We start from the raw sequence: 12,469 nt of genomic DNA on the forward strand, positions 1-12,469 counted from the left end.
GAAAACAAGATGATCCAAACAAAGACTAAAAAAGCAAAGCTTTTTCAATTTAACGCCATATTATTACCCATACTTATTAGTCAACTTGGTTTATTTTCCATGAATTTTTTTGATACTGTGATGTCAGGGCAAGTGAGTCCAACAGATTTAGCTGGGGTAGCTATTGGTTCTAGTATATGGGTACCTATATTCACTGGATTATCAGGTATTTTAATGGCATTAACCCCTACAGTTGCACAATATGTTGGTGCTAGAGAAAATGATAAAATCACAAAAGCTGTAATCCAAGCCATCTATTTATCACTTCTGATCACGTTAATAATCATTATATTTGGTTTGTTTTTTTTGCAACCCATTTTACAATGGATGAACTTAGACTCTGATGTGAGATTTATTGCATTCAATTATTTAAAAGCTCTTTCGTTCGGTTTAATCCCATTGTTTGTATACAACGTATTAAGATATTTCATAGATGGATTAGGAGAAACGCGAACGACGATGATCATTACATTGCTGTCGTTACCTATCAATTTATTTCTTAACTATGTTCTAATATTTGGGAAATTGGGATTCCCTCAAATGGGTGGTGTTGGAGCAGGTTACGCATCAGCCATTACTTACTGGTGTATTTTGTTAATTGCTTTATTTGTGATTATGAAATTTCAGACTTTTTCTCATTACAGATTGTTTAGTCGTGTAGAGAAGATATCATTTGAAGTTTGGGGCAGGCTGATGAAAATTGGAATACCAATTGGTTTTTCCATCTTTTTTGAAACGAGTATTTTTGCTGCAGTTACGTTATTGATGAGCGAATTTGATACAAATACGATTGCCGCACATCAGTCTGCATTAAATTTTGCGTCGTTTCTATATATGATCCCATTAAGTATTTCCATGGCACTTACCATTTCAGTAGGATTTGAAGTTGGAGCAAAACGTTACAGAGATGCTGTTCAATACAGTTATATAGGGATTGGTTCAGCCATTCTTATATCCATCATAAGTGCAATTGGCTTGTTTATATTTAGTGATCAAGTCGCAGGAATTTATACAAAGGATTCAACTGTATTATTGTTAACGAAACAGTTTTTATTTTTCGCTATTTTCTTTCAATTATCTGATGCCATTGCCGCACCGATTCAAGGGGCTCTACGAGGATATAAAGATGTGAATTCTACTTTTGTATTAGCATTTGTTTCATTCTGGGTCATTGGGCTCCCAGTTGGCTATTGTTTAGCAAACTTTACAACTTACGGTGCTTTTGGATATTGGATAGGATTGATATCTGGATTGGCAGTTGGAGCTGTATGTTTAATATTACGACTAACTTATATTCAGAGGAAAAAATATGTGAGTTTATAAAATAAAAACAAGCCTCTATATTTTGATTAGAAGCTTGTTTTTCATCTCTTTAATAAACAAGGATTTGTTCTGTTTTATCAAGGTTTAACCTATTTTATTTGGTTTTTTCATTTTCTGAATCCATAAGTTCATTTGCTCCATTTCGAAATTCTTTAATTGTTGTGCCAATCGCTTTTCCTAACTGTGGTAATTTAGAAGGACCAAAAAGTATCAGTGCAAGTACTAAGATTATTAACAAACCTGGAATACCAATACTTGCAATTCCCATGTATATCACCTCTCTATACACATATTTGTTTAAAACTTCACTAAAAATGCTGTAACATACATGAGCAAAATCCCCAACGTTAATCCACTAAAATTCAACCATGATACTAGAGGGTATTTATTACTTTGAGACTCCTTCCAGATCATTTTACAAATTACAAAAATAACTTGTAAAATAGCTCCTGCACCGATACCAAAAAATAATGCTGAGAGTGTTGGATTAAAAATAAACCCTCCGATCCATGTACCTAGTATAGCTGGAGTACCGGCAACTGCAACAAGTGAAACAAATGTTTTAAAAGTAGGACGTTCCCTTAGTAGAGGAGCAGCTATACCCACTCCCTCTGTAATATTATGAAGTGTAAAGCCGATCACTAAAAATGTACCTAAAGCAGCCTCACCTACAGCAAAAGCTGCACCTATAGCAAGACCTTCACCTAAGTTATGCAATCCGATCCCAGTAGCAAGTTTATATGATACTCGTTTTCCAGAATCAATATGTGGGTTTGTTTTTCTTTGGTTTGCCTGATCTACTGCAATTAAAAATAAGAAACTTAAAACAAGACCAAACCATACTAATCCTGAACCTTGAAATACGCCTGGTACTTCTGCAGCAATTTCAAAACCTTCTTCGACAGTATCTATAACAAGGAAAAATAGTAATCCAACAGTAAATGCTAAAACGGCATGAATACCACGAGTCGAAAATCTTCTCATAAACGGATACCAAAGCATTCCTAAACTAACTGGAACAATCCCGACATAAAAACCAATCAATGCATATTGTAAAAAAACATTTGTGGTTAGTACAGGTGTTTTCGTAGCGACTTCAACTTCACCTGTGAACAGCAATCCATTTGTAGTGATAAATTTAATTTCATGAGGGTCGCCTTCAACCCATGGATAAGGGATGTAAACTGTTGCATTTTCAAATCGATCTAAAGAGGAGGCGGGATCGAAAGAAGCATTCCAAAAAGAATCATCCACCAATACTTGAGCAATTTCAATTTGCTCAGGTCCAGAATTAAATATTTTAACTTCAAAACCCGCATCTGTAATCGTTATTTTTTCTACGTTTAATATTTCAATCGGTGCCACAGATTCATTTTTTATTCCCGTACCAAATAAAGCAATTAATGTGACAATACAAATCAATAAAATAATAGGGATAAGTCCAAAACCAATCCATTTAAGTTTAGAATCTTTTGGTTGATAATTCGCATTTGTTTGTATTTGAGCCATTTTATTCACTCCTCCTTTACTCTGCTAAAAAGAATCCCATCCAACCCAATTCAGCAAATTCACTTTGGTGTGCGTGAAACATATAACGTCCAGGGGCTGGAAAAGTTATTTCTAAAATCCCACGTTCACCTTGGCACTGCATAATTGTGTCAGTGTATTGAGGACGTGCTTCTGGGTCTGAACCTGTGGCGTAATAATGAAAGTAATTAGCATGTAGATGGAATGAATTAATTAAATCAAATTCTGTAAAATTACTCAAATATATTCTTACTAACTCTCCTACCTTTACTTTTATAGGTTCTTGTTGATAAGCGAATGCATATCCATTAACTGCATAAACTTCATTTTCCCCATCTAAATCTAGATCAAAACCGTTCATTACCATATTAAATTCTTTTGCTTTAGCTCTAGGTTTTTTTGGATCAATGATTAAATTTCCATATAACCCCTTGTGTATGTGTCTTGCCAGCGGAAATACGTGACAATGGTAAACTTGCATTCCATGAGGTTTTGCTTCAAATTCATAAGTAAATGATTGACCTGGCATAATGGGGTCTAATCCGTCCATATTTGTGGGATGAATACCATGGAAATGAATAGAATGCGGATGTGATGCTCCATTTGTAAATTTAACACTAATGATATCCCCTTCGGTACATCTTAAAGTGGGACCTGGGATTGTACCATTAAATGTCCATCCTGGAAATTTCACACCTCTTGCAATTTCTATTTCTGTTTCATATGAGACGATTTCAAATTCCCTAAGTGTTTTACCATCACTTCTTTTACTGACTTTTCCGTAATCAAATTCTGTCAAAATTTTTCGTGCCATCTTTAAACCTTTTGTAACTTCAGTTCCAGGATCATAACCATGTTGCATTCCCATGTGATTGTCCATGACTTTCTTGGTTTGTAAACCTGATGCATTGACGGAGCCGTTTAATATGGATTTGGGATTTAATAGTGCACCCCCAACATAAGATAGAGCTCCAATTGCACTAATTTTTAATAAATCTCTTCTTGAAAATTTATCTTTCATTTTTTAAACCTCCTTTGTTCATATAAACTATTTTAAATACCTCTAATTTTAAAATTTTGAAAATTTAAAATTAACGATATATGATTATCTTCATTCTGAAAATAGTGAAATTTAGGTTTGAATTTCATCAATAAAGGTATGTAATTCGTTTTTCCTAAGAGACAAAAAATTTGTTGTATGAAATTATTTTGTACAAAGGAAACATTTGAATTAATAATACTATACATTTAAAAAAATGAAAACTATTTTTTGGGCTTATTTTACTCTTTAAGAATATATAATTATATTTAAAGCCAATCGGCGAGTTTTCTTTAACGGATCGAAAAGTATAACTTTGAACACAATGCCTTATCTCCCCAAATGACATCATTTTTTCAGCAAATAACAATAGACAAATCCTTTTTAAATTAAAACATACGTGTTTCGCGCGGTAATAAAGAGAAAGTGATTTTGGTAATTTATGATTTTCTCATGTGTTGTAAAGCGATTTTATAATGACAAAATAATGGTTACATAATTATTGTAAACAACAAAAATATGATACAATGAGTTCTTAAATTTTTAAGGGGGGATAAGAGTTATGGATTTTATAGTAGAGTATTTATCATTTTTTGTGATACAAAATGAAGAACGGGATAGTGGGGCATCTCTTTCCTTTCGTCATTTCCAAACTTTAGATCGGGAAGAGTATCATCAAAGTGAAATTAAGAGCTTTTTAAATGAAGAATATATTAGAATTATAAAACGAAAAGTTGAGAAACATCCTCAATCGAATCAAACTCCTACAAAAATTGGTTATTTTATCGTTGAACCTAGGCATGAACTTACGAGCAATCCCAACTACAATTTGTTTCAAAGGTTGCTTCAAGCACAAGGTAAACAGGAATATTTAGATTTCAGTGATGAACTAGTCCGAATGTACATGGATACAAGCTCCGTGCGGGGAGGAGCACTAGTGATTGCTAGGGCTAAAATAGACAAATATGGAGATGAACCATTTGTTTTTGTAATGAAGTGTGATTTTGAACCAAAAATAGCTCGTATCTCAGATGAAAAGAGTTTGATCTCACAGGTAGAAATGGCGATTAGTGCAAGAAATATTAAATCGATACAATATCCATTTATGCCTGAACCAGGAATACGAGAGGAATATGAACTGAAAATTCATCAGGCTTCTCATGCTAGGTATTTTGAAGACTTCCTTAAATATGTCACCTATGAAAAATCAATGCCAGAAATTATGAATGAACAGATGATTACGATGGTAAACCAATATGTTGAGGATAAATGGCAGCATAAAGAAGGACAGATAGAGCAGGAAGAACGAAAAAAAGAGGAAGAAAGCTTAGAATTATGGGCTGCATCTGAAAAAAGAGAATTACAACAAAGGTGGAGCCATGAACAGGTCATGCAAGCTGCTAATCAACTAGTGGAGCAGAAAGATGATATTGAACTTAAGTTTAAGTTAGATGGTATTCAAGTAAAAGGATTATTGGAACAGTATGGAGATCAAATACATCTAGCCAAACTGAATGGTCGTTATGTCGTGTTGATAGAGGGTGATTCTTTTCAGTTTGAAAAAGGTGTTTCACCAATTGAGTTGCTTCATCCAGATGATTTTGAATCTGTGATTGAAAGAATAAGAACAAGACCGAATTCGATTAACGAAGAATTTGAACCGAATTCAACTTTGGTACCTAGACAGAGCGCTCAATATAATTCTCCTCCTTGGGAATAATGGATTTTTTAATAAGAGTTAATATTTCTTTTTGATTTTTTCCATATGCTATATAATGGAAATATACCAAAATCATAAGGGGGTGAATTACATAATATGTAAAACCGATATATGAATATATAAAGGTTTTGAAGGAATTCGAAATCTAGTAATAGGAGGAAGTAAATATGGAAGAGATTATGACAGGAGCAGAGGCAGTAGTACAATGTATAAAAAATGAAGATGTAAATCATGTTTTTTGTGTCCCAGGGGAGAGTTATTTGGATATCATGGATGTAATTTATGATACACCAGAAATAGAGCTGATTTCTGCAAGACATGAAGGTGGAGCTTCATTTATGGCCGAAGCGTATGCCAAGGCATCAGGAAATGTTTCTGTAGCAATGGCAACAAGAGGGGTTGGTGCTGCAAATTTATCAATAGGTGTTCATACAGCTCATCAGGATTCTACCCCAATGGTCGTTTTTTTAGGACAGGTAGATCGGAAATTTAGGGGACGAGAAGGGTTTCAAGAGGTTGAATTAGATCGTTTTTTTGAACCGATTAGCAAATGGTCTGTTGAAATACGTGATGTAGAAAGAATACCTGAATTGGTTCAACGTGCGTTTAGAGTTGCTAAATCAGGTAGACCAGGTCCCGTTGTTGTATCTCTTCCAGCAGATATTTTATCTGAAAAAGCAACTATGAAATTTTTCGATCCTACTAAACAAGCAAGACATGCTCCTAGTAATGTAGAGTTGACAAGTTGTATCCAAATGATTGAACAATCTGAAAAACCATTCATTTTAGCTGGTGGGGGAATTAAACTATCTAATGCGGAAAAAGAACTACTAGAGTTTGCAGAGCTTTTACATATTCCTGTGATAAGTTCCTTTAGAAGACATGATATTTTTCCAAACACAAACCATTTATATTTAGGTCATTTAGGATTAGGTACATTTAATAATGTAATAGAAACTGTGAAGGAATCAGATCTGATTATTGCAATAGGAACACGTTTTTCAGAAGTAACGACTCAAAGTTATACTTTAATTGAATCACACCATAAACTCATTCATTGCGATATTGAATCGACTACGATTGGAAAAGTGTATCCTCCAGATCTATCTTTAATCGGTGATGCAAAAACAACACTAACCACTTTTAATCAAAAAATAAAAAATGAAAAACGAGTATCAATTGGGTGGAAAAAGTGGGTAGAGGAACGCAGAAAAAGTTATGAAAATAATTCATCTTTAGATTCAATAGATGAAACTTCAAAAGGGATAGAAATGAAAGGGATCATTAAAACTCTCCAGGAAAACCTCCCTAAAGATGCAATTCTCACAAATGATGCGGGTAATTTTTCTGGTTGGTTACATAATTATTTTCAATTTACTCAACCAAATACATATATAGGACCAACCTCAGGTGCCATGGGTTATGGTTTACCTGCTGCAATTGGAGCTAAATTAGCTTGCCCTGAAAAAGTAGTTGTATCTTTATCTGGAGACGGTGGGTTTATGATGACTTTGCAGGAACTAGAAACGGCAGTTCGTTATCAAACACCAATTATTTCACTCGTTTTCAACAATAATATGCATGGAACCATTCGAATGCATCAAGAAAAACATTTCCCTAGACGTGTAATTGGTACTGAATTAGGAAACCCAGATTTTATGAAATTGGCAGAATCAATGGGGGTATTTGGTCAAAAGGTAGAACATAACCATGAATTTGAAAACGCTTTAAAACAAGCCTTAGACAGTCAAATACCTTCTCTTATTGAAGTTGTTTGTGATCCTGAAAAAATATCAGTAAAGTATACGATTGAACAACTCAGAACATTAAAATTACTTAGATAACATCGATCTATGTTAAAGAAAATTAAGTTAAAGGAGCTTAGAGTTTCAAGCTCCTTTTTCATGCAAGTTCTAATTCAACCAATATATCATTAATCTTATATAAAATTTGATCTATATCATCTATCGTTGTACAAAGTGGAAGCCATACATAAATCGTATCTCCTAGTGGACGCATAACCAAACCATGTTTTAATCCTGTCAAATAAACTTGATATCCCGTTCTTTTATTCGCTGCATAACTTATCCCCTTAGTTTTATCTTCAAAGATATCCATCGCTGCAATCATGCCGATGCCTCTCACGTTTCCGATATGTTTCAACTTACCAAATTCACGAAACCGATGTTGTAAATATTCTGAAGTTGCTTGTATCGAGTCTATTACTTTGTTATCTTCAAATATTTGCAAGTTTTCAAGTGCAACAGCACAAGCTAGTGGATTGCCTGTGAAACTATGTCCGTGGAAAAAAGTTTTATATGTTTCATATTCATCATAAAAGGCATCAAATATTTTAAGTGTACTTAACGTAACTGAGAGTGGCATGACACCTGCAGTTAAACCTTTCGATAGACACATAAGGTCTGGAGATATTCCAGCATGTTCGCATGCAAACAACCGACCTGTTCTACCAAATCCAACAGCTACTTCATCAGCAATAAGGTGGATGTCAAATTCATCACATAATTGACGAATACCAATTAAATAGGAAGGAGGGTATACAATCATCCCACCTGCAGCTTGAACTAAAGGTTCGATAACGAATCCAGCAATCTCCTCTGACTTTTCTTCAAACAATGTTCTAACTTCTTCTAAACAAATAGAAACAGCTTCTTCTTCAGAGGCACCTTTTTGCTGTGACCAAACAAATGGATTTGGAGATGAAACCTTGTATGAGTCAAAAAGAAGAGGTTTAAAAACGGAATGAAAAAGTTCCACACCACCAACACTTACCGCTCCAATCGTATCCCCATGATAGCTATTATCTAAAAAGACGAATTTATTTTTTTCTTTTTTTCCTAAATGAAGCCAATATTGAAATGACATTTTTAACGCAACTTCTACTGCAGTTGAACCATTATCCGAAAAAAATACTTTATTTAAACCTTCAGGAGTAATTTCAACTAGTTTTTCTGAAAGTTCTATAGCAGGTCTATGAGTAAACCCACTAAACATCACGTGATCCATCTCGGACATCTGTTTATCTATAGCTGCACGAATACGAGGATGTGAATGTCCATGGGTGTTAACCCACCAAGATGAAACCGTATCATAATATTGGTTTCCATCCGCATCATATAAATAAATGCCTTCGGCCTTTTCTATCAGGACATGGTCTTGGTTCTCGTAATCTTTCATTTGTGTAAAAGGGTGCCACACATAATCTCTATCATTTTTCAATAGTTTATTTTTTAATTGAATGTCCAACGGGTTTACATCCTCCTAACGAAATACTATATTTCAAATTTAACAATCCCCAATAATGATAACATATAATAGTGTGTGTTTAACAAGTACAATTTACAAAATCTATTCAAAAGTAGAATCCATTTATTATAATGAGGTTATAAGAAGTATTTGATAGGATATTGAAAAATGATTTTTTTAATAAAGGAATGAAATTAGGATGTTAATTAGAAAAGCAACTCAACTGGATACAGAGGGGATAGCAAAAGTTCATGTAGAGAGTTGGAAAACAACATACAAAGGAATTATTTCAGATGATTATTTAAACAATCGATCTGTGGAATTTTATAAAACACGTTGGAATGAATTCCTTATGTATAAAAATCAATTTGTATATGTAGCTGAAACGAAAAAAGGTGAAATTATTGGATTTTCAAATGGGGGGCGAGAAAGAGACAATCATTCCAAATATAAAGGTGAACTATACGCGATTTATATATTAAAATCCTATCAAAGAAAAGGGATAGGGAAATTACTTGTTAAACCTATATTAAATGATCTAAACAAAATGAATATAAACACTATGTTAATATGGGTTTTAAAAGAAAATAAATCACGATACTTTTACGAAAAACTAGGTGGAAGGGTTGTAGGTGAAAAACCTATTGCTATTTCAGGTAAAGTATTAGATGAAATAGGATACGGTTTTGAAGATATTCATAAAGTTTTAAAAAAACTTAAAAAATTATAGAGAATTGTTATATCTACTAAATAGAATACAGCATGTTAAAAAAATATCGTATCAGCATAATTAATAATTTAATAAACTGATAATGGAGGTTTTGCACAATGAAAAAAGTGCTCTTAACTGGATTTGTGCCCTTTTTAAACTATTCTATCAATCCAACTGAACAAATTGTAAAGCAATTAGATAGGCAAACAGTAGGCAATTATGAGGTGTTTGGACATGTTTTATCAGTTGATTATACAAAGTCAGGTCAAGAAATTATAAAACATTATGAAGAAACGGAGCCCGATGTTGTTCTATCTTTAGGATTAGCAGCAGGAAATTATAAGATCACTCCAGAAAGAATTGCAATTAACTGTAATGATGGGGAGGCAGATAATAAAGGGAATAGAAAACAAGATCAACCCATTGTATCAAATGGTCCAGATGGTTTATTTTCAACATTACCCATTCGCAAACTTGTAAATGGTTTAAAAGATGCAAATCTACCAGCTACAATTTCAAATACAGCAGGTACGTATTTATGTAATCATGTGATGTATACGATGTTGCATCACATCAAAAAAGAGGAAAAAACTACTCGTTCTGGTTTTGTCCATATACCAGCATCTCATGAACTTGCCATTCACAATCCTAAACTTCCAAGCTGGTCTGAACAAGATTTGCTTAGAGCAGTGACCGTAATGATTGAATTGTTGGATTGATTTCTACAATGCGAAGATCATTATTTTAGAATCATGGTTATTTTTAATTTTATTAACAGTATTACTAATCATGATCATAAAAATGTCTATTGATACGAGGGTTCATTAATGTATTACAATATATTGTATGGATAAATCACTTTAAACTTATATCGTTTTTTTGACTTGTTTCGGGAAGGGATGATTTCATGCAAGTACCCTCTATACCTTATAAAAAAGGACTTGTTTTTGACAGAAGTTTAATTATATTGAGTATGTGTTTTGTATACATTGTACAGTTTTTTTTCCAATTGGATGCACTTTATGTATTATTATCTTTTTTTGTTATTTTTGTTTTTTTTAATAGTCTTTTTTATGCAAAAAGTTTTGCTCGATTCTGGGCTATAAGTTTCTTTTCATTAGGATTACTCGTCAATGTGACTAAGGGTGCAAGTCTAACAAATATTATCGATGGTATGTTGGTAAATCTACCAATCATTGCTCTTTTAATACTAACTCCATTAATATTAATTCCTCTAAAAATAAGTAATTACTTTAAATCATTGTCATTTTTTTTAGTAAGATTAGTACAAAAACCAAAGAAGTTATTTGGAGGACTAACAGGTTTCATTTTTTTATTTGGTCCAATCCTCAATCTGGGATCGATTCGTTTGATCAATGAAATGATTCAGCATTTGAATCTATCACCTAAATTCTTATCCAAAGTTTATTTTATAGGATACTCTACAGCATTTGTCTGGTCACCATTTCTCATCTCTGTAGCAACAGCAACTTATTATTTGGATGTACCATTGATAAGTTATATTCCATATGGTATTCTTTTTGCTATTATTCAATTGCTAATTGGCAATCTTTTGTTTATGAAAATGACAAAGCAGTCATCCAAAGTAGAACAAAATAAAGTTATAAAAGTAGAAGGTTATCATGGAAAAAGGGTACTGGAACTTTTCGTTCTTACCATCCTTTTGGGAGTTACTATGTTTGTTATTCAATATATAACAAAATGGTCGATGTTGTTCGTTGTAAGTCTGGTTTCCATTATTTTTCCTCTGTTATGGAGTATTGTATTTCAAAAATTCAGAGCGTTTATTAAACACTTTCAAACATATAAGAACAATTCAGTTCCAGTCATGAATAATGAGATTATTTTGTTTATCAGTGTAGGGTTTTTAGGGGATTCTTTGATTGGTACATCATTTTCAAAACAAGTTCAGTATTTAATGATTGACATATCTAATTTTTCCTTACTTTTATTTGTTGTATGTATTTTAACCTCGTTGATTGTATTAACATTCATCGGTGTTCATCCTTTAATTATCGTCACTGTACTGGCTACACAGTTTGATCCATCTCTCATGCTTATCAAAAAAGAAATCTTTATTCTCATCATGATGATGGGGTGGTCCATAGCTACCATACTAAGTCCTGTCACTCCTTTGAATATTTTAGTGAGTGGAATGGTTGATGAGAAGCCTTTGATCGTTGGTTTGAAATGGAATGGATTTTATTTGGCTCTAATTTTTATGGCGAGTATTTTATATGCTTATGCAATGATCCTTCTCACTTAAACAAATTAGTCATAGAACTTATTTAGTCACCATATTTTATAAAGTGTGAGAGTTAAAGCATTCAACTTTCTATGACAGAAAAAGAAAGGTGGTATTATGATGTCTTCGACAAAAACATTAACGAATTTGGAGCTTGAAAGAAGAGAGCTTGGAAGAGTACACATTGTACCAGAAGTTATAGAAATCATAGCTGGGTTGGCAACGATTGAAGTTGATGGTGTGGCAAGTATGAGTGGAGGGTTAGCAGGTGGTATAGCAGAGTGGATCGGACGCAAAAATCTTTCAAAAGGGATTAAAGTGGAAGTTGGAGAAAGAGAAGTTATTGTTGATGTTTCTATTATTGTTGAATATGGCAAAGAGATCCCTGTCATAGCTTCTAACATTCAGGGGAATGTAAAGGAATCTATTCAATCTATGACTGGCCTTGTAGTAGTAGAAGTTAATGTAAATGTACATGGGATTGATTTTGATCAAGAGGATAAAAAGGATATTGTAGAAGAAACACAAACACATAGAATCAAATAAGGTTTTGGAAAAGGTGCTGCAATCATATTA

Annotated in this window: 11 protein-coding genes; 7 read left to right on the top strand and 4 right to left on the bottom strand. The window is 33.2% G+C overall.

Annotated elements, in window-relative coordinates:
• Window positions 1-9: 9 nt before the first annotated feature.
• Window positions 10-1,362 carry an MATE family efflux transporter gene (locus EPK97_RS15995; protein ID WP_162037626.1) on the top strand — a complete coding sequence of 451 codons (1,353 nt, stop codon included), beginning with the start codon at window positions 10-12 and terminating at the stop codon, window positions 1,360-1,362.
• 94 nt (window positions 1,363-1,456) lie between these two features.
• Here EPK97_RS15995 and tatA read toward each other — a convergent pair whose 3' ends face one another.
• From tatA to EPK97_RS16010, 3 genes are read right to left on the bottom strand one after another with little or no spacing between them, the layout of a single operon-like run.
• Window positions 1,457-1,630, bottom strand: coding sequence for a twin-arginine translocase TatA/TatE family subunit (gene tatA, locus EPK97_RS16000; protein WP_162037627.1), 174 nt, complete (start codon window positions 1,628-1,630; stop codon window positions 1,457-1,459).
• A 29-nt stretch (window positions 1,631-1,659) separates the two neighbouring features.
• Window positions 1,660-2,871, bottom strand: a complete 1,212-nt coding sequence (locus EPK97_RS16005) for a ZIP family metal transporter (RefSeq protein ID WP_162037628.1) — start codon at window positions 2,869-2,871, stop codon at window positions 1,660-1,662.
• 16 nt (window positions 2,872-2,887) lie between these two features.
• On the bottom strand, window positions 2,888-3,769 hold the full coding sequence (locus EPK97_RS16010; RefSeq protein ID WP_420826799.1) for a multicopper oxidase domain-containing protein: 882 nt from the start codon (window positions 3,767-3,769) through the stop codon (window positions 2,888-2,890).
• Between the two features lie 721 nt (window positions 3,770-4,490).
• Between EPK97_RS16010 and EPK97_RS16015 the strand changes: the two genes are divergently transcribed.
• Window positions 4,491-5,648: a DUF3900 domain-containing protein gene (locus EPK97_RS16015; protein ID WP_162037630.1), complete on the top strand. Its 1,158-nt coding sequence runs from the start codon at window positions 4,491-4,493 to the stop codon at window positions 5,646-5,648.
• 167 nt (window positions 5,649-5,815) lie between these two features.
• Window positions 5,816-7,492: a thiamine pyrophosphate-dependent enzyme gene (locus EPK97_RS16020; protein ID WP_162037631.1), complete on the top strand. Its 1,677-nt coding sequence runs from the start codon at window positions 5,816-5,818 to the stop codon at window positions 7,490-7,492.
• Window positions 7,493-7,550: 58 nt separating this feature from the next.
• On the opposite strand, the gene bioA is transcribed toward EPK97_RS16020, so the two are convergent.
• On the bottom strand, window positions 7,551-8,915 hold the full coding sequence (gene bioA, locus EPK97_RS16025; RefSeq protein WP_162037632.1) for an adenosylmethionine--8-amino-7-oxononanoate transaminase: 1,365 nt from the start codon (window positions 8,913-8,915) through the stop codon (window positions 7,551-7,553).
• A 199-nt stretch (window positions 8,916-9,114) separates the two neighbouring features.
• On the opposite strand from bioA, the gene EPK97_RS16030 reads away from it, so the two are divergent.
• The 4 genes from EPK97_RS16030 to EPK97_RS16045 all read left to right on the top strand — a co-directional run bounded on the left by EPK97_RS16030 (window position 9,115) and on the right by EPK97_RS16045 (window position 12,439).
• On the top strand, window positions 9,115-9,645 hold the full coding sequence (locus EPK97_RS16030) for a GNAT family N-acetyltransferase (protein WP_162037633.1): 531 nt from the start codon (window positions 9,115-9,117) through the stop codon (window positions 9,643-9,645).
• 98 nt (window positions 9,646-9,743) lie between these two features.
• A complete protein-coding gene (locus EPK97_RS16035) occupies window positions 9,744-10,346 on the top strand; it encodes a pyroglutamyl-peptidase I (RefSeq protein WP_162037634.1) in 603 nt (200 codons plus the stop codon).
• A gap of 188 nt (window positions 10,347-10,534) precedes the next feature.
• Window positions 10,535-11,914, top strand: coding sequence for a hypothetical protein (locus EPK97_RS16040; RefSeq protein ID WP_162037635.1), 1,380 nt, complete (start codon window positions 10,535-10,537; stop codon window positions 11,912-11,914).
• A 99-nt stretch (window positions 11,915-12,013) separates the two neighbouring features.
• A complete protein-coding gene (locus EPK97_RS16045) occupies window positions 12,014-12,439 on the top strand; it encodes an Asp23/Gls24 family envelope stress response protein (protein ID WP_162037636.1) in 426 nt (141 codons plus the stop codon).
• Window positions 12,440-12,469: the final 30 nt, after the last annotated feature.

The organism is Chengkuizengella sediminis, assembly GCF_010078385.1.
GTDB lineage: Bacteria > Bacillota > Bacilli > Paenibacillales > KCTC-33759 > Chengkuizengella > Chengkuizengella sediminis.

What these genes read in the sequence shown, in the direction of transcription:
- EPK97_RS16010 (WP_420826799.1), bottom strand. Translation starts at nt 3,769, where the DNA reads ATGGACAATCACATGGGAATGCAACATGGTTATGATCCTGGAACTGAA.
- tatA (WP_162037627.1), bottom strand. Translation starts at nt 1,630, where the DNA reads ATGGGAATTGCAAGTATTGGTATTCCAGGTTTGTTAATAATCTTAGTA.
- EPK97_RS16015 (WP_162037630.1), top strand. Translation starts at nt 4,491, where the DNA reads ATGGATTTTATAGTAGAGTATTTATCATTTTTTGTGATACAAAATGAA.
- EPK97_RS16020 (WP_162037631.1), top strand. Translation starts at nt 5,816, where the DNA reads ATGGAAGAGATTATGACAGGAGCAGAGGCAGTAGTACAATGTATAAAA.
- EPK97_RS16040 (WP_162037635.1), top strand. Translation starts at nt 10,535, where the DNA reads ATGCAAGTACCCTCTATACCTTATAAAAAAGGACTTGTTTTTGACAGA.
- EPK97_RS15995 (WP_162037626.1), top strand. Translation starts at nt 10, where the DNA reads ATGATCCAAACAAAGACTAAAAAAGCAAAGCTTTTTCAATTTAACGCC.
- EPK97_RS16035 (WP_162037634.1), top strand. Translation starts at nt 9,744, where the DNA reads ATGAAAAAAGTGCTCTTAACTGGATTTGTGCCCTTTTTAAACTATTCT.
- EPK97_RS16030 (WP_162037633.1), top strand. Translation starts at nt 9,115, where the DNA reads ATGTTAATTAGAAAAGCAACTCAACTGGATACAGAGGGGATAGCAAAA.
- EPK97_RS16045 (WP_162037636.1), top strand. Translation starts at nt 12,014, where the DNA reads ATGTCTTCGACAAAAACATTAACGAATTTGGAGCTTGAAAGAAGAGAG.
- EPK97_RS16005 (WP_162037628.1), bottom strand. Translation starts at nt 2,871, where the DNA reads ATGGCTCAAATACAAACAAATGCGAATTATCAACCAAAAGATTCTAAA.